This window comes from Phytohabitans rumicis (genome assembly GCF_011764445.1).
GTDB lineage: Bacteria > Actinomycetota > Actinomycetes > Mycobacteriales > Micromonosporaceae > Phytohabitans > Phytohabitans rumicis.
Window position 1 is genome coordinate 7,271,405 of the sequence record NZ_BLPG01000001.1, and the last position, 21,147, is coordinate 7,292,551.

Annotated in this window: 18 protein-coding genes, 1 tRNA gene and 1 pseudogene; 8 read left to right on the forward strand and 12 right to left on the reverse strand. The window is 63.9% G+C overall.

All coding sequences use genetic code 11. The annotated features are described in order from the left end of the window. Window positions 1-231: 231 nt before the first annotated feature. Together Prum_RS33165 and Prum_RS33170 are read right to left on the reverse strand one after the other, a co-directional pair. Window positions 232-2,472, reverse strand: coding sequence for a DUF262 domain-containing protein (locus Prum_RS33165; RefSeq protein WP_173080031.1), 2,241 nt, complete (start codon window positions 2,470-2,472; stop codon window positions 232-234). Then, entirely contained in the window at window positions 2,469-4,178 is a 1,710-nt protein-coding gene (locus Prum_RS33170; RefSeq protein WP_173080032.1) for a DUF262 domain-containing protein, read from the reverse strand. Before Prum_RS33170 ends, Prum_RS33165 begins: the two co-directional genes overlap by 4 nt. Before the next feature lie 1,015 nt (window positions 4,179-5,193). Between Prum_RS33170 and Prum_RS33175 the strand changes: the two genes are divergently transcribed. Both Prum_RS33175 and Prum_RS33180 read left to right on the forward strand, forming a co-directional pair. Then, entirely contained in the window at window positions 5,194-6,216 is a 1,023-nt protein-coding gene (locus tag Prum_RS33175; protein ID WP_173080033.1) for a Crp/Fnr family transcriptional regulator, read from the forward strand. Between the two features lie 89 nt (window positions 6,217-6,305). Next, window positions 6,306-6,692, forward strand: coding sequence for a hypothetical protein (locus tag Prum_RS33180; RefSeq protein WP_173080034.1), 387 nt, complete (start codon window positions 6,306-6,308; stop codon window positions 6,690-6,692). Between the two features lie 416 nt (window positions 6,693-7,108). On the opposite strand, the gene Prum_RS33185 is transcribed toward Prum_RS33180, so the two are convergent. From Prum_RS33185 to Prum_RS33210, 6 genes and pseudogenes are all read right to left on the reverse strand, one after another. Next, entirely contained in the window at window positions 7,109-7,342 is a 234-nt protein-coding gene (locus Prum_RS33185) for a hypothetical protein (protein WP_173080035.1), read from the reverse strand. Between the two features lie 58 nt (window positions 7,343-7,400). Beyond that, window positions 7,401-7,727, reverse strand: a complete 327-nt coding sequence (locus Prum_RS33190) for a hypothetical protein (protein ID WP_173080036.1) — start codon at window positions 7,725-7,727, stop codon at window positions 7,401-7,403. Between the two features lie 71 nt (window positions 7,728-7,798). Continuing rightward, window positions 7,799-8,398: pseudogene (locus tag Prum_RS33195) on the reverse strand (DUF4365 domain-containing protein); the annotation flags it as partial. 373 nt (window positions 8,399-8,771) lie between these two features. Then, a complete protein-coding gene (locus Prum_RS33200) occupies window positions 8,772-9,401 on the reverse strand; it encodes a DUF4365 domain-containing protein (RefSeq protein WP_218577439.1) in 630 nt (209 codons plus the stop codon). 1,192 nt (window positions 9,402-10,593) lie between these two features. Continuing rightward, window positions 10,594-10,968, reverse strand: a complete 375-nt coding sequence (locus Prum_RS33205; protein WP_173080038.1) for a hypothetical protein — start codon at window positions 10,966-10,968, stop codon at window positions 10,594-10,596. Next, on the reverse strand, window positions 10,889-11,458 hold the full coding sequence (locus tag Prum_RS33210; protein ID WP_173080039.1) for a hypothetical protein: 570 nt from the start codon (window positions 11,456-11,458) through the stop codon (window positions 10,889-10,891). Before Prum_RS33210 ends, Prum_RS33205 begins: the two co-directional genes overlap by 80 nt. 1,679 nt (window positions 11,459-13,137) lie before the next feature. On the opposite strand from Prum_RS33210, the gene Prum_RS33215 reads away from it, so the two are divergent. From Prum_RS33215 to Prum_RS33225, 3 genes are all read left to right on the forward strand, one after another. Next, window positions 13,138-13,512, forward strand: coding sequence for a hypothetical protein (locus Prum_RS33215; protein ID WP_173080040.1), 375 nt, complete (start codon window positions 13,138-13,140; stop codon window positions 13,510-13,512). Between the two features lie 960 nt (window positions 13,513-14,472). Then, a tRNA-Lys gene (locus tag Prum_RS33220) sits at window positions 14,473-14,546 on the forward strand. Window positions 14,547-14,674: 128 nt separating this feature from the next. Continuing rightward, window positions 14,675-14,983, forward strand: coding sequence for a hypothetical protein (locus Prum_RS33225; RefSeq protein ID WP_173080041.1), 309 nt, complete (start codon window positions 14,675-14,677; stop codon window positions 14,981-14,983). A gap of 68 nt (window positions 14,984-15,051) precedes the next feature. Here Prum_RS33225 and Prum_RS33230 read toward each other — a convergent pair whose 3' ends face one another. The 4 genes from Prum_RS33230 to Prum_RS33245 all read right to left on the reverse strand — a co-directional run bounded on the left by Prum_RS33230 (window position 15,052) and on the right by Prum_RS33245 (window position 20,208). Next, window positions 15,052-15,756, reverse strand: a complete 705-nt coding sequence (locus tag Prum_RS33230) for a helix-turn-helix domain-containing protein (RefSeq protein ID WP_345541919.1) — start codon at window positions 15,754-15,756, stop codon at window positions 15,052-15,054. 680 nt (window positions 15,757-16,436) lie between these two features. Next, on the reverse strand, window positions 16,437-17,819 hold the full coding sequence (locus Prum_RS33235) for an IS1380 family transposase (RefSeq protein WP_173080043.1): 1,383 nt from the start codon (window positions 17,817-17,819) through the stop codon (window positions 16,437-16,439). Window positions 17,820-18,263: 444 nt separating this feature from the next. Next, window positions 18,264-18,791 (reverse strand): hypothetical protein, encoded by a 528-nt coding sequence (locus Prum_RS33240; protein ID WP_308785395.1) that lies wholly within the window; start codon window positions 18,789-18,791, stop codon window positions 18,264-18,266. 439 nt (window positions 18,792-19,230) lie between these two features. Next, window positions 19,231-20,208, reverse strand: coding sequence for a recombinase zinc beta ribbon domain-containing protein (locus Prum_RS33245; protein WP_281369138.1), 978 nt, complete (start codon window positions 20,206-20,208; stop codon window positions 19,231-19,233). Here Prum_RS33245 and Prum_RS33250 point away from each other — a divergent pair. The 3 genes from Prum_RS33250 to Prum_RS33260 all read left to right on the forward strand — a co-directional run bounded on the left by Prum_RS33250 (window position 20,132) and on the right by Prum_RS33260 (window position 21,145). Continuing rightward, window positions 20,132-20,380, forward strand: a complete 249-nt coding sequence (locus Prum_RS33250) for a Scr1 family TA system antitoxin-like transcriptional regulator (RefSeq protein WP_281369067.1) — start codon at window positions 20,132-20,134, stop codon at window positions 20,378-20,380. The genes Prum_RS33245 and Prum_RS33250 overlap by 77 nt on opposite strands. Continuing rightward, complete coding sequence (locus tag Prum_RS33255; protein ID WP_173080046.1) at window positions 20,377-20,589, forward strand: hypothetical protein; 213 nt, start codon at window positions 20,377-20,379, stop codon at window positions 20,587-20,589. Before Prum_RS33250 ends, Prum_RS33255 begins: the two co-directional genes overlap by 4 nt. Before the next feature lie 415 nt (window positions 20,590-21,004). Beyond that, a complete protein-coding gene (locus tag Prum_RS33260) occupies window positions 21,005-21,145 on the forward strand; it encodes a hypothetical protein (protein ID WP_173080047.1) in 141 nt (46 codons plus the stop codon). Window positions 21,146-21,147 lie beyond the last annotated feature (2 nt).

Sequence of the window (21,147 nt, forward strand, 5' to 3'; positions counted from 1 at the left end):
CCGCGAGGGTGACCTGTTGTGGGCGGGCGAGTCGATCTTTCCGGTTGCTCCGGGCACGTCGGCCGCCCGCACGCTACACGCGTCTGGGTTCCTCAGAACCGTAGCGCTGGCCGCCTATCCGAGGCGACCAGCCTCCGAGCGGCACCGTTGTCGGCGCATTTAGCTGCGCGTGCCTGTTCAGCCATGAAGCCTTCCTCGACGCCGGGGCCGGGACTTCGTGGCCGACCAGCGTCACAGCCCGGCAGCGATGAGTTCCGTGAGTAGCTTGGCACCGCGCTCAACGCGGTCCTCGGTGTCGAACGGCCGGCCCTCGCGTTGTACTTGCGGGATCCGAAGTAAGTGGTCCTTCCCGATTCCTAAAGCCTCGCAAACGGCGTCGAAGGCTTCTCGATCTGCCACGCCGGGCGGCGGCATGAGCTGGAAGCCCTGTTTGACGCATCTGACCCTCGTGTTACTGGAACGTAGGTCCATCCATCGCGCGGCGGTTTCGTATCCCATGAACCACGGATCCTCGACAGCTTCCTTCTTATCGGTTGCTCTCTGAACAGCTAGCAGGAATGGGTCGCGATACCAGCTGTTCAACTGAGTCTTGTTCAGCATGCACAGCTGGAAGCCCATCGCCCCGCCAACGGTGAAGTAGATCCCGGACTTGCCCGAGCGCATGGCGTCGTACTTCACGAGGTAATACTGCCAGTCGAAGGCGTCCTGGTCGTCGATCCACTGTTGGCGGATCTCCCGCAGCACGTCGCGCAGGTCTCCGTCCGCCTCGGAGATGGCGTCGAGCAGTTCGGCAAGAACCTTCGACGTGCGGCTCAGGTTCGAGCGTCTCGTGCCAGTGAGCAGACCGCGCCACCAGAGATCATCCTCAGGGGATCCGAATCTGAAGGAACGGGGATTCGGGTGCCGGGAGTAGTCGCCATTCGCCAGTAGGGCACCTGTCAAGGCCGGCCAGAGACTCCGATCCGCCATGACCTTCGTGAAGGACGCTGCACGTGCGGCAAGTCGATCGGCGTTGAGATCGATGGCGACGAGGGATCCGCGTAGAAGCCGGTGATCTTCAAGGGCGAACACGACGCCGGTCAGCTCGGGATGCGCCGTCAGAAACGCGGCCTTCGCTTTTTCATCCTCGATCTGAGCTTCGTTGAACGTTGACAGACCTGCCAACGCCTCCTCCGGTGAGGCGCCCCGCACGAGGGTCGTGACCTCCCGGACGAGCGCGGGCATGTTCTCCAGGCGAAGCTCGTTGCCCGAAGCTTCGAGCAGGTTGCGCAGCACGCGGAGTCGGCGGGGAAAGTCGTCGGTCTGGTGGATGCGGTGGATGAGAACGGCGTAGAGCGTGAGCGTCTCCGCCCAGCCGAACATGCGGCTCCCGCCGAAGGCGTAGCTCTCGCAACAAGCTCGGAAGTGATCGATCGATTTGGAGCCGAACAGCAGGACCTTCTCCCCGCTCTGCGAGGCGCTGGTCGTGAGGAGATCGGCGAAGAAGGTGGCGACGTCCATGTCCCGCCACGCGTTGAACGCGTCGAAAAGGAAGTCGAGGTTCTGCGGTCCGTTCGGCCTGCCGGGGCCGAAGACTTCCTCCGCTCGTGTCTCCAGCCGTTCCCGGGAAATCGTTCCGTTCTGCCACTCGGCGATCTGTGTGACGAAGGTGAAGTAGCGGATGAGTTCGTCGTCGACGATGTCGTCCGTGCCGCGGTAGGCCCAGAAGACATCGGACCAGGTACCGTCGACACACTCGGCGAACTCCGCCGCACGTGGCGAGCCTTCCAGGGCTTTCTCGAACCTCGCCTTGAAGTTCTCGAACGGCGTGAGCGGTTTACCACGCGAGTTCATCTTGATGTAGAGCTCGTCGCCCGCCCCCATCTCCTCGATCGGGAGCAGGTGAAACGAGATCGCGGGGTCAGCCTCGTCGGTTAGCCGCAACCACGCCGCTTCCATGTCGAGGCCCCGGAAGCGGCTGTCGATGGCGTCGATCATGACGAGCATGGACTGAATCGTCGGATCGTGCCGCCACACGTGCAGGTACCAGAACTGATCCTTGATCCAGGCGGCCGGTGTCCCCACCGCGCACGGCGGCGGGTTCTCGGCGAGCCGTTCACAGAAGAGCCTCGCGCTGGCCCTGGTCGCGTACGAGAAGCGGGTCCAGTCCAGCCCGGCCTCGAGCCGACCCGTTCGAAATGCGAGGTACCAGTGGAGCAGGAACAGCGTCGTGAGCCGCTGCTGACCGTCCAACGGCCGCAGTGTTCCGCCCTGGACGTCGCCGTAGACGAAGTCCAATCCCACTCGGTTTTCCCCGACGGCCGCCCCGAGCAGGACATCCAGGAAATCTGATCGTATGTCGGCGACCGCCTCGTCCACCCGCCCTTGGGCGTAGTCCCGTTGGATCAATGGGATCTCGATACGTTCGATGGTGGCGACCTCGTCACTGCGAGGACGGAAGAGACCGACGTAGCTCGTGACGATGCCGCTCATGCGGCGCTCGAAGCGGTGAGATACGGGTCGAGCAGGCGGAGCATCTCGGTGAGGTAGCCTTCACGATCTTTGGTACCCCAGAAGTGGGTCTGCTGGGCGTGCGCGTCGGTGTAGTACTTCAGAAACGCGTCGCGAGTGCACGCGGGGATGTAGGCACCGACCTTGTCCCGTCGGATGATCTCCTGCCGTTTCACCTCGAAAACGGAGTTGTTCAGGGCGCTGTTGTCGCCGCTTGCCAGCAGGGCGAGGTTCGAGATCGAGTGCATCTCGTCCTCTGTCTCGCCACCGGCCGAGAGGATACGGACAACGCGTTCCTCCAGCTCACGGAACTTGTTCTCGGGTAGCGGGCTGGTCGCCAGTACGCCGTCAATGTCCGCGATCAGCATGTCGCGCTCAGCCTCGCTGTCCGTCGGGACGGCGGACAACGCCTCGCGATGCAGCCGAAGCCATTCGGTCCATTGCTCGGCCCGGCGGAGGGGGTCTGCGTTCCGAGCGTGAATGTGTTCCAGCGACCATGCTCCTGATGCGTGGGCCTGAAATGAGTACCGTTCGGAGGAGCCGGTGCGCCGGCGGATGGACTCCACGTTCATCAGGAGAAGAACCTCGGTGCATTTCTCGGAGGGGTAGGTCAGCTCTCTGATCTGGTCGGCTGTCCGAAGGAGTCGTGCGCGAATCCTTGCCGTGAGGATGGCCTCGAGTTCGGACCTTGCCCGGCCTCGGGCGAGGTTCACAACGTTCTCGAAAAGCTCACCCATCGCCACTAGAAAACCGATCCGATGGTAGAGATCTCGGTCCTCGTACCAGCCGAGGAGCAGGGAGTGCATGTCTTGGATGTCGTTCCACACCGAGCGCGCTGACTCCTCGATGCGCGGGCGCAAGGTCTCAAAGGTATGGAAGAGGGGTCGCGATCCCCGGACCGGCGGCTTCGAAACGGCGTCTGCGAGCGTGTCGAGGATCAGGCGGATGTGGGTCGCCTCTCCGTGGGCCTTCTTGGTGACGAACGCCCAGACCTCGGGTGCGCGCAGGTCCCGTTCGATTACATCCCACTGGGCCGCCACTTCGTGCGCTTGGTCGGTCTGTCCGGGGGTGTCCCGTACCCTCGCGAGGAGAAGTGCCTTAACCAGCTCGGCGTCGGTCAGCGGAATACGTCCGACATTGAGTCGCCGGAAAAGCTCCTTCGAGTCCGTCTGCGTGGGCGCCTCGTACCAGATAACCTGGACGGACTTGGACATGGCGGTGTAGAAGTCGATCGCTGCCTGAAGCTCGTTGCCTTGACGGTTGAACCACTCACGAATACACGCATAAGCTTTGTAGATGTGGAAGAAGTCAATGTTGCGAGTGTGGTCGTCGGGGTTCAGTTCCGACAAATAGGCTTGGCTGTCGGGCCTTGTCTCATATTCCAGTGAATAACGTGGATGCGCGGTCGGAAGGGCGTTGAGCCGGATGTACTGGAGGATGAGAAAGAGCGTCGTCAGGCGCTGTTGCCCGTCGACGAGCTCCCACCTGCCGTCGGCCAGCCGCTTCACCACGATGGGCTGAAGATAATACGGCTCGTTGCCGCTCTGCTGAATGTCGTCGAGCAGTCGACCGACCTCGTGCTCGCCCCACCGATAGCCGCGCTGGTATCCGGGGACGAAGAAGTGGCCATCGAGGTCGCCGACGAAGCGTCGCTGGAGTGTTGCCTCATCGAAGGTCGGCTCAGGCATGGCAATGAATCTAGTACCCCAGCAGAAGATCTGTTTCGGGGCTCGGCGATGGCTTGCCAGGCGTAGTGGATGGTTCTGCTTGGTCTTGGTGTCGACGCTGGTAGGTGGACCAGGTGATGACGCGGCGACTCGCCGGATGGAGTCGATGACCAGGGCATGGACCCGCCGACGGAGTTCGTTGCGATGTCGCGATCGGGTCGTCCGGGTTGGTGGTGCTGGCCGCGATCATCAGCGCGGACCCAGCTGCGCAGCGTCTCCCGGTTGACTCCGAGATCGTCGGCGATCTGCGCGATCGTCGCGCCCGAGCGCGGACACCCACGAGCGCCATCATCCGGGGCACCCTGCCCAAGCTCAGGTCCTCGCAGACCTGGTCCTGGACCAAGCCGGCCGAGTCGCCCGACCTCACCGTCATCTCCCCGCGCGGACGGGATTGGACCTGGTAGGGCCGGGCACGTCCACTTCGATGTCAACTACGGCGGAGTTGACATCGAATACCATCCGTGGGATCGTTCCAGGACACGAGAACCCATCATATGCTCTAGTTGATAGTCCAATCTGATCTCCGAGCCAGGGGGGCACTGTGCGCGCTAACCCCAGCCGTGATCATGGCGCGGTGCATCCAGCACGGCCGTGGCGAGCGAGACCGCCGAGCTCGTGGGTAGCTTGACCCCAGTTTGGATCGGACTTCTTGCGCTTGCCGCAACGAGTTCGCTGGTCTGGCTCGCCGGACTGGTTGTAGTTACGCGTGGCACCAAACCGAGCGAACGCCCGGAGATACTGCGGGCATATGGTGCATCGCAGGGCGGCCTTCGGGCGCGCCTGAGGCTGCCTGGAAGGTACGGACCGGACTCGCACGACGAAGGAGCGCGTCACGACATCGCCAACTAGCCAGCTGCGGACTGACCTGAACCATCTTCGAAAAGGGCGGGCTGTTCGGTCCGAAGCTCTTCCAGGGGCCATTGGCCCGAGCCTTTCGAGCATCGCTGGAATTCATCGGGATGACACGGCGTCTTCGATGCGAACGAAGCTGCACGGTGTTCTGCTTCCGGCGTGTAATTCGCTCGCTGCGATTGAAAGCGTGGCGGCAAAGGCGGCCTTCGGCCTCGACCCCGCTCCAGACGGACTTCTCCGCGACCGTGTCGGCTGGCTAGCGAAGCGGCTGCAACGTACTGATCGGACGGCTCGACGGTTGATGGACCGGGCAGTCGAAAGCGTCGTCGATATCTTGAACCATCAACTGCAGGCGTCGAGGATCGGCAATCCGCCTGTCGCGGAGGCGTCGCGCGAGCTGGACGTTGAGCTTGAACCGCCGGTAGCCCGCCCTGGGTCAAGCCCGGTTGTCGACCTAAGGCGGGAAGCAGACCTCGAAATCCCCCAGGCGAGCTTCATCGGCCGACTCGCGACGACAACCAGTCACGACCTACTTGCCCGGGGCGCGCGCCGTATTTTTACTCCTGGCGATCAGCTTGTCCGACCGGGCACGCGGTCGACACACATCGATGTAATCCTCAGTGGATTTGTGAAGGTAGTAGCCGTCGACGTCGCTGCGCGAATCGAAGTTCTTCTGGCGGTTCGTGCTCCAGGCGATGTTGTCGGCCATCTGGCGGAGGGCGGCCATCTAAGTGATGTCTCGGTAATGGCGTGCACGAAGGTTGTCGTCAATACGGTTTCCGGCACCGACTTTCAGCACTTCCTTGGGATCCATCCAGACGCGGCCGTCGCCCTTGTCGAGACCGTCGGCGACCGCCTGCGCTGGGCCGACCGCAGGCGGGCAGAATTTGTCACACATGCAGCAGACGTACGCCTCGCCCGGCTGTTAGCGGACATCGCGCAATCGTTTGGGCGTCCAACCAAAGATGGTATCGAAATTGTTATTCCGCTTAGCCAACCCGAGCTTGCCTCGATGGTTGGTCTGGGCGAAGCCTCGCTTCAAAGGGCCTTCCGTAAGCTCCGTGACGCGGGCGCGATCAGAACCGCGTACCGTCGGATTACGGTGAGCGATGATGCTGCGCTTAGGCGCATCGCCGACCTAACCTAAGAAGATCAGCAATACGCAACGAGAACTGAGTACTGACTGGCGTTGCCTGTAGGGTTTCCACATTCGACACGGCTGGAGAAGGGGTCAACGTGTGTGACATCGTCGCGATCTGCGACATCTGCAAAGCCTCGATCGACGATTTCAGAGGGCTTCTCTACGTCGATATGGACGACGTAAGGCGGGTTGAGGACGCCTGGACCGCGCATGAGAAGGCCAATCCGCACGGAAGCGAAATTCGCGAGTTGGCATCGTTGCCTGACCGCGCAAAGTGGTACGCACTGCACGACGCCTGTGGCGTCGCTCGGGAACATGACATCTATCCGATAGAACTTGGGGCATTGACAAACATGCGCCAGTTGGTCAGTTGGACTGCCCACCTTCTTGAAAAGACCTGGCTCAACTCCACCAACTGGGATGATGTGCTCCGCAGCGTGGCACAGGAGGGCGTCGAAGGACCGTTGCGCGTCTCCAACTGACGAGGCGTGGAACGCAAATCTCCACGGAGAGTACGTGCTCGCGCGAAAGCCCGGCCCGGGAGATTCACCGGTCGGTCAGGCGCGGCTGGGAGTGCTTCGGGGTGTCGAAGAACTCCCTGGTCAGCGGACAGACGCGGGGCAGGCGCGCAGGTGTGGAGTGGAGGCGGGATTCGAACCTGCGCTGCCAGCCCAGCATCGGCGAGCCAACCGCGCTCGTCCCGCGCGTAACCCGTACGAGGAGCGGCGCGGAGAGTGCTGTCCAGATAGGATGGCCTACAGAGAAACTGATCGGTCCCGTCGTCGGCTGACAGGCGTTACGGCAGCGCCAGTTCCTGGCGAAGGACGATCATGTACTCAGAGGCTAACTCGGGCCCCGCCGCTAAACTCCAGGGCCGGCTCATCGAGGATCGAGAGTTTCACCGGGCCACCTCGAACAACGTGAGTTCACCCTCGGTCTCATTCGGACCGTCGACGTCGTCAAGGTCGTCCGACGCGATCTCGTCGTGCTCGGTAGCCTTCCGCGGGTCGGCGAGCCAGGCTTTGTCATCAATGGACCGGTCGCCCTCGAACGTCATCAGATGGCCGTAGGTAAGGATCGTGTTCCTGAAGTCCAGGGTGTCATCGCCGCCCTGGAGGTAGTGCGCCCACATCCGGGTCTGGTGGTAGACAGCGGGGTTGCGATCCAGACGTTTGATACCGGCGAGGTACTCAGATGTCGTGTGGAGTCTCAGACAGGTACAGCGAGTCGCAGTAGCCGTCGTGGGTGTAGTGGTAGGTCGGAACGAGGGCGCAGAACCACTCGCCGTCGATGTCCAGGAACTGCCATTCCAGGGCGGCGTGGAGGCAATAGCTGATCTTGTCGGGCGCAGTCTTCTTGTACTTCGGCGTGAAGACCTGCCAGGTTCGCCCGCTGACGCTTCGAATGCTCTGGGCGGACAGGTCTGCCGTCGGGCGCCAGTAGATGATCTTCCGCCCGCCGTGCCACTCGCAATCGGCCGCGACATCGGATCGGAACGCATTGTTGAGGAGTTGCACCAGCCAACGCTGCCTCACCAGGTCGGCCCGGATCGTTCCACATACGCGCAGCCATCTGGTCCGTCTTGCCCCTAACGAGAGTGCCGAGGGCGGACTGCTCGGGGCGGATGCCAGGTGTAGACACGGTTGCTGCGAATGATGAAGTCCTCGCGCACCGGCAGGTTCGTGTCGAGTTCGCGTTGACGCCGCAGGAGTTCGCGGGGGTCCTGGATGTCGATGGCGGCGTGGTAGATCGTCGGCGGGATTGCCACGTGCAGAAGGTTGCTGGTCAGGGTCTCACTGCGGTGTTCTGCGGCGGGGGTATGCGCTTGACCGTGGGGGTCCGCGAGGTTGAGCAGGCGATGCCCGGCAGCGGCGTCGAACTTCTGCGTGCTCTTGTCGAAGTCGATGCGGCCGGACGCCCGATGGGCCGGGTCGGCGAACCAGCCCTGGACGTGCGTCCACCACGCCTCCCCGGTCTTGGGGTGTGAGCAGATCAGCAAGACCGGTAATGACGCGCTCATCCAGTAATCGACGTCCGCGTCTGTGCGCAGGAAGTGAAAGGTCCGCTCGTTCTCGCCGGGGACTGGGCGGTCTCTCGCCTTGCTCTGGGCGAACAAGACCCGATTGGCAACCTCACCGGTGGTGGGGTCTCGCAGCTCGATCTCCCCGTCGATGCCCGCGTCGATCTTCCGCTCGTGCCAAGACGAGGCCTATCGCGTTGACGAGCCGGTGGATCAGGGCGATCCCGCTGTCGCCGATGTGCGCGCTCGCGTCGACCTTCTTCACCCGGGCGTCTCCGTCCCTCTGCTCGTGCTGCCTCAGCCGAACTCGGGCGGGCCGGCGCCGACCGGTCCGCTCCGAGGGCACAGGTCACGCTACGCCGGGGGTACGACAGAAAGACGGCAGCTGGAGCCGCATCCGAAGGTGGTCATCGCCTCGCCGCGGCCGTAGCGGCGGTTCGCGACTCGCGACAGCAGGCGCCAAAGCAGTCTGTTGATGATGTGATGAACTCCAAGATCATCCACAGGATCTTGGGACCGGTCGCCGCTGTCGCAGCATTCATCATCGTTCCCTGTTGGTCGCAATATTTCGAAGCGCCTCGGCCGCATCCGGGCCAAGCAATTGATTCTCTGGCAAGGTCACCTCCCAGCCATCACTTCTTGAGGTGGTATTTGACGGTGAGATGTGCACCCAATATGCCTTATTGCTATCGGGGTTCACAAGGACTGTTACTACGGGCAAAGCGTAGCCCAGTAGGTATTTGAGCTGATCGGGCCGGGGAGAACGGAGCACCCAACCTTGACCCCGCCGGTTCCTGAAATAGGGTAGGCCGGTCTTAATTATGACGGCGATCAGTTGACCGGTAGGCTCATGATCGGAGTTGACGATTTCGATGTGCGCGTCGACTCCGTAGTCGAAGACCTGTTCCTGGAAGTGCCAGCCCATCTCACTGATCGCGCGATAGACAATCAATGTCCCAATGCGGCCAATTATCTCTGGACGTGGCGCCGTATGCGATTGCCGCGACGAAAATGTCGGCGCCGCATCCTTGGGTGTGGTGGAAGCCGGCGGATGTTCTCTACTCGCCGCCAGCCAGAGAACGTGGAAGCGTCTGACCTCGTCGTTCGTCTCGGGGCCACCTGGCACCCGGCTCGCCAACTCTTCCACTAGAAGCTCGATCAGGCCCCACACCGGGAGGCGCGGCTCAGTAAACGCCTCATGTATGCGGCTCCGACTGGCTACGCCCTTACCGAGGGCTCGTTTCAAGTCGCTCAGCGAAGGAAGCCCCGCACTCTCGTGAAGGTCATGCAGTGCGGTGCTGAACTGCGCGACGGCCGGAGTCATTGGGCCTGGACGCTTCATCCTGGCCAACGGCTCGCTCCTCCTTCTGCTGTCCGACTTTGTCTGCCATCATCCGGGCTCGTCTGCTGCTGTCCGCTCCCGTCCGCGAGCGGATTTGCGGGATCAACGTGGAAGGAGGTGATCGCGGACCGGCCGGGGAGGTCGAGATGGACGGCATCGAGTTGATGCTACGTACGATCTTGGAGGGAGTGCTCCGTCAAGTGCCGGCGACCATAGTAGCCAGCGCGTTGCTAGGAGCGTGGGGCGCGGTGGGGAGAAGGACGCGCCGCTCGCACCGAGCCGGAGCTTCGGACCCTCGGGAACGGTCGCGTTTCAGGCATCGCTGCGTCCCAAGGCGTCGACCGATGAGATGATCATGGCTTCGTTACCGTCCGCTAACGTTAGTCGCAGGATCGCACGACTGCCGATGCGAGCGGGACAGCACACCGATCTGGCGGAGCGCGGTGGCCCGCATCGTCATGGTTCTCCGTTGCCAAGCGTGGCGAGCCTCTACGGCAGCGGGTTCATTCGCATGATGAACCTTGCGTTCCGGAATCGGTGGCGTTGTCGGAGGCGCCGGGATCGCTGTGGTCGAGTGCCCATGGATATGTTGGGAGGCACGCCAGGCCACGTACCTGGTGCGGGAGGGCTCTCTCGTTGAGCTTGGCGAACATCACCGTAGAGGCTTGCAGTTCGTCGCGCTCTCCGAGGAACTCGGCAGCTGCGACTGCGACGACGGGGTTCCTGTGTCTGAGCGCCTGCCGAACGGCCTCGATCAGCCCGGAGGAGAGGCTACCGCACTTCGCAAGGTCGGCCGTTCGCCTCCAGCGACCGCCCGGCCGATGGTCACCGACGCGATGTACCACCGGGCGCACGGTACCTGGCCAGGAGCGGACCGCAACTCATGTATGCACGAATCGGGTGCACTCTCTGAGCGCGGTGGCGGCGTTTGGTAGGTCTGCTAGTCCTGCGGCCAGGGTGGCCTCGGCGAGCCGATTGGGCAGTGGGGCGTTGAACTTCAGCCCGGCCAGGGCTTCGTCGCTCACTTCGGGGAGGCAGAGGCGTTCGCCGGCGCCGTCATTGAGCCGTCCTTCCGTATCCCGAACTGCTGTTGCAGCAGCGTCAGATCCAGTCGCACGGTGCGGCCCTCGTCGATCACCGACGCCACCGGGTAGTTGTCGACGTTGAAGATGCTCTGCCGGACGAGCGGGGCGACGACGCGGGTGAGCAGAGTTTCCACGGTGCGCAGGTCGCCGGGCGGGGTGCCGGCCGACGTCCACGCCGCGAGCCGCTCTGCGAAGGCGCGGTCAAGCTCGCGGCGACGGTCTCGAACCCGGTTATGGACCGCGCGAAAGGTGTCCTTCAGCCCGGCGTGGACGTCCTCGCCGGCCCATACGTGGGCGAGCGGGCGGTCCACCCAGGCCCCATTGGTCGATCTGCCGTTCGATGCCGTCGGCCACGGTCACGGGCGGCTCGTCCGCCCGGGCGAGAAAGCGCACCGGGCGCAGGGCCATGCGGGTCTGCTCCACCCGATGCGGCTGGGTGCCGGCCAGCGTGTGCCCGGCGAGCGCGGCGATGGCCGCGTCGGCGGTAGCAAGCCGTTCGGGCGTCTGCCGGGCCAGGGCCGATGACAGCGCCTGCGCGGCCGCGCCCACCGCGTGCTCGAAGCCGGAGCGCAGGATGCCGCTGTGCCTGGCGGCGGCGCCAGCGCAGAACTGGACCAGCAGTTCTTCGGCACGGTCCAGCACGGTGTACGCGAGCTGCCGGGCAGGGACAGCGTCGCCATTACGCCCCAGGCGCAGCAGGTCGGCGACGACTTCGGCCGCCGTGCCGGCGTACGCCCGGATGGTCGCCGCGTTGTTTATCTCTTGATGCGTGGCGCGCTCTCGGTGAAATGTGGGTGCCAATCGAGATAGCTTGGTATGGTCTTGATCAAGATTGGCCGCTCTGACTAAGCGGAGGCGAGCATGAGTCACGACATTGGTAACATTCGCGAGACGGTCTCGCCTGGTGACCGCCGTCGCCGACGTCGACGCGACCGAGATCTAAAGACAAAAGCTGCTGAAGTGGCTCTTCGGGGAGTCGCCGTTGAGGTCGTCTTCGCGCGGGGGAGCAAAGGGTCGAAATCGGTCGCGGGGACGCTACGTCAGCTTGGGATCGACGGCAAGAAAGGCGCCGTCGCTCGACGCCCTTTGACTAACGCGTACATGGGAGCCGTCAGTAAAGTCGCCAACCTTGTCGACGCGCGGATCGTCTTGAAGAGTGGGACAGTTCGAGAATCCTCGCCACAAGAGGTTGTCAACCTCCTGAGGAATTGGGTGGAACCGGCTGTAACAGCATACGACGTCGACGGCCGGCCAGCGCGGTTCATCACCTGCGGGGCAGCCGACGAAGCAATTGTCGAGCGATATGCGGACTTTTGTCTTGTGTCATGGTCGTCTCGTGCGACGCCTATATCTGCATACCGGATCCTCCAACACATTGCGGAACCCGACGCTCAAATGCTGGTCGTGTCGGTTGATGGTTTGCTGTTTCCGAGGCCAGCGGACCCTCTCCCTAGGGAGTTGGAATCGGTGTCCCACCTCATCCGGTTACTGCGTGTCGAGAACGAGAAGGATACGCTAATCTGGGAGGTTCCGTTTAATGGCTTCGGCGCTTTCAAAACCTCGCATTTGCGGCCCGTTTCCGGGGCCGCCTGGCGGGCGAGCCTCATTCTGCAATGTTCTCATACTTAGGTCCATCGCCGCCCGTAGAGTGGCTTCGAACGTTTATTGAGAAGACCGCTACCCCCGCAGTGTGCGTCGCGGTCGACCACATCCTTTATGCGACGCGCCAGGTCTCGGAGGAGGCGCTATGAGTGGAGAATACTGCTGTGGCGCAGGTCCTTCAAAAGTTCCCTATCTGCCAATTTGGTTCTGGGTCGATATCGAGGGGCTAGTTGGAAATGATCATCCTGGCACTATTACTGCCGCGGGGGGCCCATATCGACACGTAGTCCATATAGCTGCGAATGCAGGCGGAGGTGGAGGGCGTTACAAGGTCCGGATCCAAGGGAGGTGCGAAATCCCCTTGGCTTTGAGGCCCCTGACGGGAGGTACAACTCTGACAGTTGGGAGGCAGTAGCGGAGACCAGGCCGCAACTCAAGAAGATAGGCGATTTGCGAAAGCTTAGGGTGATGCAAGGGTCTAGCCTGTCGCTCTCGTGGGGCCTGTCAGCGGGCCGTGATTTTCCTTCGTCCATGAGGAAGAACTATTACCTCGCCCGGATGGAGCTCGCTCCGGTGGGTCGGTGGAGTGGCAATTCTCTCAGGGAGGTCAAGTCGGCTACTCCTGCGGTACTCGATACATATTGCCGGCTATGACGGCGCTTCCGGCCGGTGGACAAAATGTTTGAGAAGGTATCAGAACTCGCGGTGTGGTGGGATATCATGCCGTTCCTTGCGGCGGCCCTACTTGTGCTTGCGAGTCCGCTCGTCGACACTCTCACTTGGCGACTATCTTATCGTTCGTACTACACCGACGTAGAAAACAAGAATCTGCTAGGAATTGTTTCGCCGGATCTTCTAGTGGCGGGGCAGGATGGGCGGTGGACAACGCACAGGTCGTCGGAGCCTTCTTCTTGACCGCCCTGGGCATTGCCCTCGTTTTGCAGGACGTCGACCCGCTCGTTATTGTCGTGGTTATCTTGGGGTTCAGCATGGCACCGCTTTTGCTGCTCGGCATTGTGCACAAGAGAAAGAATGTCGAGGGTCAAGAGAAGGAACTGCGAGTGGGTCCCTACTCGTGGGTGCAATTGTCGATTGTCGCAGTAAACCTTCTGTGTGTCATTTGTATTCTTACCGTTGTACCTCGGGGTGGCTCGGATTCGCCTTGCGACTCCCTGATACGTAAACAGGACGTAGCGGCAGTGGTTGTCGTAAAGAAGGGCGGCCCGCCAAAGCAATTCGAGTGCAACTCGTAGGTGCTAAGTCATTTGCGTGCCGAAGTTGTTCAGCGGCGCTCACGTCGATTGCTCAGGGAGCCTCGGGGCCTTGGTCGCGGCTGAAAATGAGCACCGGCCATGGAGTGGATGTGGGCGATCGGGCCGCAGCGTGACGACGAGTTGGCGAAGTAGGTCTGGGCAGAAATGGTTGACCAGTTCGTTTGCGGGCCGCTCCCGACCGGATCTTGTGTCGCCCCGCGTCAGTCGCAGCGGCATCGGCTGCACCATAAGCGGGCCCTCGGGCGGGGCCGCCAAGTCGCCGTCATCTGCGTGTGGTCCGGGTCGTGGCCCGGGGTGCCGGCGGCGCGGTGGACGCGGGCGGCGCGGGTTCTATTCGATCTCCCGCCAAGCCGACCGCGCCGCCCAATCACAGCGATGCTCGACCAATGTGCGTGCCCCGCGCTGTGCCGCCGAATGTGCGGAACGGGGACGAGCCGACCTGAGAACGTTGACAGTCGTGATCGCCCGGACGGTGCTAAACCTGCCGCCGTCCGGCGCGACCGCGACGCACGGCATCCCCGCAACCGCGGGTTGCCAAGCTGGGCAGCGGACTGGAACAACCTGCCCCGCATTTCTCCGGCCTACCGGCAGGCGGCCACCAGTTGGGCGACGGCTGCGATCAAGGCCGCAGACGCCCAGACCCAGCGCAAGCCCCACCTACTCCAGCCGCGGAACAACCGTGGCTTGCCGACCTCATGGCGGTTCGTTTGCACGGTGTAGCCCCACTCTCCGATCCAACTCAGCGGTTTGTTCCGGACAACAGGGGTTACACGACGGCGGCTCCATCGCAGTGGGGCCGCCGTCCCCTGTCTCTGCTCTTAACGAGCGAGGATGAAAGATGTCACGGTGAAAGATTTCGGCGTTCAGCGATGGGGCACGCACCACCTAGCCTCGACTTCGTAAGCCGGTCGGCGCCTGGTCATCGTGGGCCCAATACAGTGCGCTGAATAGCAGGGCTGTCCACAGCGGACTCTTAATCCGCGGGTTCGGGGTTCGAGTCCCTGGCGGCGCACAATCAATCAAGGCTCTGACCTGGGTATCTGGCTCAGATCAGAGCTTCCTTCATGTCCACAGTGGTTGGACGTGTGCTCGTCGTGTGCTCCGGAGCCAACGGACGAGCAACGTGAAGGCGAAGTGCACGGTGAAGTTCGACGACCTCGCGGTGCCGATGGACGTGACCGCGTCGATCGCCGACCAGTACATGACCTGGTCTGCAATTGCCTCGGTTGGCGTGGTGTCCCGAACGAATGTGGGCCGGCTGTGGAACAGCGAAGCTGTCAACAGCAATGCCCGGCTGGGCACCGCGATGTGCGACGCCGCGATGCCCGACCTGGCGGTGTTCCCCTTCGGCGCGACGCCGTTCTTCTGCTGGTACATCACCGCGGAAGGCGCCGTGGTGGAGAAGCAGGTGTCGGTCGGCCGGCGGGGCATCACCTTCGAGAAGGCCTGACCGAGCCATGAGGAGGCATCGGCACGCCGCCGAAACGCTCGGCCACTGGCTCAACGCCCTCCGACCGATCAGATACTCAAGGGCAGGCGAACCGGTGTCGTACTTCCAGTTGCCGCCAAGCCGTCGTCGAAGAGGACGTCGACGCTAGCGGTAAAGATCTGCCCTGAGCAGATCAACAAGCTCGACCAGTGATAATCGAACGCGTACGCGACGTGATAGACCTGTTCGGCGGCGTCGGACTGTCTCGTTACTCGAACGATGACTTCGACGTCATGGTTATACGTGGCGATATGGTCCAACCCAGAGTAGCCGGCGAAGCGGGCCCACACTGCTCGGTGCGGCGCCGAGTACCTCAACTCGACCTGCCCGATGATCAGCCGGCGAGCGGCCAACGCGATCTTTCGCGCGTGTGCGGTATGTGCCGTCGCTGAGCACCCGGCGGACTCTGGATCAGCCCCGTCGACAACAGGTTCTGGCGGCCACGGGGATGCGACACGTATCGCCTCGTCGTCCCGACCGAGCGCGGATCGGGTCTGCCTCCAGCGTCGCTCCCATTCGGTGGCGTCGCCGCCACAGGCGCGCACCAACGCCAAGGTGACGTCAAGCGTCGGGAAGGCGCGGCCGCTGACGGCCTGCGCCATCGTGGTCCGTGAATAGTGGGTCATCGACGCCAGCCTTCGGTAACTCGGATTTCCGGCGGTCGCGCGGAGTCTGCGAAGCGCGTGTGTGAACGCTTCGAGTTGTTCAGGTCCGGTCCGCTGATGGTTGTCCATAGTGGTTGGACGATTATCCCACTGTGACCGGGCATGGCAATGCCTTGTCAACTGACACTTGCCATCTGTATTTGATCGACGGGGCCGGTGATTCTGGATGCGGCGCAAGTGAAGTGGCTTGAACAACGTTTCAAGCCGAGCTAAGGAGGATGTCGATGGATCGAGTGCTTCGTCGTGGCGGCTTGGTGGTCGCAGTGATAATGGGAGCCGCGGCGGCACCCGTCGCAGCCGCTCCGCCGGCCTCGGCGGCAGTATGCAACGTGACTCCCTCCACCAACGTCCCGCAGTCCGGCGCTTTCCTGTACGAGGGGGTCAATATCCGATCAGGCCCCGGCACCAACTGCGTCTCGCATGGTCTGGGGTACAGCAGCCACTCTGTCACGTACCGCTGCTGGACCGTCGGCGACAACGTCGGCGGACACACGACCTGGACCTACCTGCGGAACAACACCACAGGTGTCACCGGATGGGTGTCCGACCAGTTCCTCAGCAGCTACGGAAGCGCGTATCACTGTTAGCCTCGATCATTCATCGGTCTGATGGTTCGGGTCTGCCCGTCTGATTCCATCACTGTTTGTCGATGGGGTTGGTTGGTGGGCAGGTCGAAGGGCCGGCTGTCGCGTCGGCGGGCGTGGTCTCCTGGGGTTCCTCCGGTTGGCGGGACAGCGGCCGAAATGAGGTCAGCCGGGTGCGGGGATGGCCGCGATCCGGTCGAACGCGGCGGTGATCTGGGTGGCCCAGGGCCAGGTCGCTGGGATGCGTAGCCGGCGGCGGCGTTGCCCGTGCACGAGGCGGGCGGCGGTGTGCAGCACGCGGTAGCGCAGCCGTTTCGGCTCAGCCAGGGCGAGGTCGCCGGTCAGGCCGAGGAGCTGGAGCCAGCGGATGAGGTCGACGGCGATCGCGACGGTGGTGCACCAGGCTTGGTTGATCGCGAACTCGCGGGACGGTAGCCGACCAAGGCCGGTGTCCTTACTGGTGCGTATCCGGTCCTCCACGCGGGCGTGGGCGCGGTGGCGGGCCTCCAGCCACTGCAGCGCACCGATCTTCGTGCCGGTGACGAATGCGGTGTAGCGCCAGCCATCTTGTTCCTCGAACAGCGACAGTTGGGCGCCGGGGTGCGGGCGTTCGCGGCGCACGATCACCCGCATCCCGTCCGGCCAGCTGTCGAGCTGGAGCAGGCCGGTCAGTTCGGCGACCTGCGCGCCTTCGCGGATGCCACCGTCGGCGTTGATCGCCGGCGACCATGCTGAGGTGGGGATGCCGGCGATGGCAGTGCGTTCCGGCTCGCCGATCGCCCAGCCGATCGAGTACTCCACCCGCCGCCCGCGGCGTTTACCTTGCTCGACCAGCCAGTCCAGCACCGCATGGGTCGCGGCGGCCGAGTCGCCGCGCACCAGCAGATGCCTGCGGTGGGCGGCCGGGATCTGCGCGACCGCCTGTTCGAGGACCGCCAGATGATCCGTCGCGGTGTTGGCGCCGGCGTTGCCGGGCCGCAGCTTGATGGCGAGCAGTTCGCCGGTGTTGTCGCAGGTGACCAGGATCGGATGAAACCCATAGGAATGCTTGTAGGTCGGTGCGGCGCCGTCCTTGTCGCTGTGCGCCAACACGATCGTGGAGTCGACGTCGAGCACGACCACCCCGTCGCCGATGTCCCGGCCCGCCGCCCGCGCGGCCGGTAGCTGCCCGAGCAGCGCCCAGACGCGGGCGCGGACCTGCGCGCGGGCCTTGCCGATCCGCCGCAACTGCATGTCGCCGATCTCGTCCAGGGCCCGCCAGCAGGTCGCCGCCGACGCGACCGGGCCGAACACCTCGCCCTGGTGGCGCAGCACGTCGATGTCGCAGATCGCCTCACCACCGTCGGCGATCATCACCGCCAGGTCGACCAGCACCCGACCCCGATCGTGGCCCGGCCAACAGTTCCGCCGCGCCAACCCTGCCGAGACCGCCTGCGTCAGGCCGGCCCGATCGGCCAACATCCGCAGCAGCACCGCACCCACGTGCGACACCACACCCGTACCGTCCGCGGTAACCCGCAGATCCCTCGACCACGCCGTAAACTGCACCTGCGAGGTGCCCCTTCCGCCAGAGAACCTGATCGATTCGACACCGTCAGTTTCCCTTGCAGGAGAGGCACTTTCGCTTATCTACACACCGACATACGGCCCATCTTCACGATCACCGTGAATCACCAGGGTTAGCGGATCACCGGCCTCGTAGATGGCCAACGACTGAATCGAGGTAGCTACCTTCTGACAGTCAACGCCCTTATCCGGTCTCCATCGCTGTTCTGATCGCCGCCGGGCGGCCCGGTGTGATGTGCGGCCGCCCGGCCTCGAGGCCCGCGTGGGTGATCTACCGCGCGGTTCGCTCGCGGTCTTCTCGTTGACCAGCTGCGGCTCGTGACAGCACTCCAGCCGAGAAGCGTCCGGAGCGCCGCCGTGTTTGCAGATCATCTCGAGGGACGGAGCTGTTGCTGACGCGGTTCTCGTGTTCATCCATCGCGGATGCTAGGCCCCGGCCATCCGCCGGGGCCTAGGTCGAAGGCCCGGTGGTGCCGGGTTAGCAGGTGCCGAGCATGGTGGTGAGCGCGGACTTTTCGGCGCTGTCGATGGTGAGGTTGTAGTACCACTTGACTTGGATCCAGGCGTCTGTCGTCGTGCGGTGGTCCAGGCCCATGCTCCGGAGGCCCAGGCTTCGGACAGGGGCACCATGTGGTCGATGTCGACGTCGGCGGGGTTGGTCCAGGTGGCGCCGTCGTAGGGGCTGCGCCAGGAGCCGGAGGTGGGGTAGCAGGCGCTGTCGACGTTGACGCTGGTGCCGTCGCGTTTGAGGACCTGTTCGCGGGTGTTGCAGGAGCCGGTGATGGTGCCCCAGTGGGGGAACAGGTCGCGGTCGTAGGTGGACTGGTGGGATTCTGCGGCCACGGTGAGTGTGTTGAGCCGGCCGAGGGCGGTGGCGTACGAGGGGATGTTCGGCGGTGTTGCCTGCACCGGCGTCGCGATCAGGGCGAGGGGTACGACGGCGGCGGCGACCACGGCGACGGTGATCCTGAAGGCGGGTGCCTTGGTAGTCGACGGGGTTGCGGCGGCGCGCGGCGAGGAAGTGCGATAGCGGGCCGGCGGCGTACTCGGTGGCCGTGGTGATCCCTGAGGTGAGTTGGCCGGTGTGGTGGGCCTGTTCGAGCAGGCTGTTGCGGACTACCAGGGTGACCTTTGTCTTGAGGTCCAATGGGGTGTCGAGTGGTTTGTGGTCGAACACCTCCTCGACGAACGGGGTGATCAGCACGTCCTGGTCGTGCGGGGGCATGGGTGGCCAGCGCTTCGGCCCGGGCAGGATGTCCTGGCCGATGCGGGAGGCGAGGTCGCGGTCGACTCCGCAGGCGGTGGTCAGCATGTGGGGCAGCACGTCATCGCAGTATTCGATCATGTGGTCGGGGTTGGGACTGGTCATCTGCTCCACCCGGGCCGTTCGGCATCAGTTGGTCAATGTCGTCCGAGGTGATCGTCGCTTGTGGAGCGGCCGTGGTGGTGGAGGCTCTGGACCTTGCCCAAAGGCCCTGCGTCGCCACGCTTTCGGGGAGTTGCTGCCGCGGTCTGCGGCGGCTATCGTGGTGGCATGTGCACCCGTTTGGTGCACAAATGCTACGCGTGGGGGTTCAACTCCCCCTCGGACACGTACCAAAACCCCACAGGAATCCGGGTCAGGGCTTGCCTCGACTCGGATTTCGTTGTTTCCGGGGTGGTAGGTGAGTGTGAGCCGGAGCTGCCGGTAGACCTCGCCCTTGGTTTCGGCTTCTGCCCGCCTGATCATGTCGCGGACCCGGTCGAACGTCCGTGTTAGCCGTTCGATGTCTGTTTCGCTGAGTCGGGTGATCTTGGTCGTTTCGACTTTGGGTGCCGGTCTGCGGGCGAGGGCCGCGGCGCGCTCGGCGTTGACCTCGGCGATCCATCCGGCGATGGTCGCGGGGTCGCCGCTGGCCTCTGCGATGGCGCGGTAGCGGGCGAGTTTCTCGTCGCAGGCCGCGATGACCGCCGCTGTGTCGTCCTCGACGGGCTTGACCTGTACGGCTTGCCGGGGTTGCGCTGTGTGGAGTTCGCGGACGGTGTCGGCGACGCGTTGTGGTGCGAAGGCTTGCGCGAGCCATTCGTCGAGTAGCGGTAGGAGGTCTTGTTCGCGCAGGTACACGTTGCGGGGATGTTGGACGTGGTTGGCCAACGCGTACTCGGCGGGGTAGCGGCAGCGGTAGTAGGCGGCGTCGTGGCTGTACTGGCCTTGCATCTTCCGGCCGCACAGACCGCACAGGAGGAGGCCGCGCAGCGTGTAGGCACGCCGTACGCGTACGCGTTGGCGGGTCTTGCGGTCGCGTCCGTGCTGCGTGGCGATCCTTCTTTGCCGAATGGCCCGGCCGTACCCGCCGGTCGCGGTGGTGGAGCACCTCGGGGGCCGGCTGATCCTGGAAGCAGATGCCGCCGACCGGTATGCGGCGGCGTTCGACAAGCTCACCGAAGTCGCTCTGGACCCGGCCCGATCCGCAGAGATGATCGGTCAGGCCGCCGCCAAGCTCGCCGGCTCCCGCTCCGCCCAGCCGACCGATGAGCTGGCCGGGCAGGGGGTGGCGGCATGATGCCGGTGAACTCCGACGCCGCGAAGGCGGCGGTGACGGTGGCGGCGCAGCGGATCGCTGCGTATGCGGACAGGAACAACATCCTGGTCGAGTCGTCCCAATGCGAGGAGTTGGCCGAGAGCCTGTTGCACGTCTATCAGGCGTACTTCACCGGGCTGGCCCAAGGTGCGGGGCAGCCGTACGCCGCTCCCACCGCGTCGACACCATAGCCGCCGACGGATCTACCGGGGTCTGCCACGCTCCAGGTTGGTGGGAGCCAGCCCTGTTGGACGCGGCAGGTCCCGCCGTCCTCAATGATCTCGAAGGGTTGGCAGCCTGGGCGACGGATGGAGCCCACGCGTTTGTGGTTGACCGGCTCGCTGCCGTTGTCGGGTAGCTCGGCAGTGATCCTTGGGGGGCGCCATAGGTGCCGGCCGAGACGTTGTGCATGGCCTCGATGAAGGGCAGCTCCGATTGGGGCTGCGACAGGGCCTGCTGGCGCAGGTGGCTCTGGCGGACGAGATGCCTCGATGAAGGCAACTCCGATGGGAGCTGCGACGTGACTTCGCCGGCTTCTACGACGACGCGACCGCGCAGACGCCTCGATGAAGGGCAGCTCCGCAGGCGACCGGCCTGGATGAGTGGTTGATCCGGGACGCGGACAACCGTGACTGGACACGCGGCTATCTGCGGCACCTTCTCGACACGCTCCCGCCACCTGTCATGTCACTGCTGGCGCACACCCGAGCCACGGTCGGCAACACCCTGGTCAGCCACCGCACCTAAAC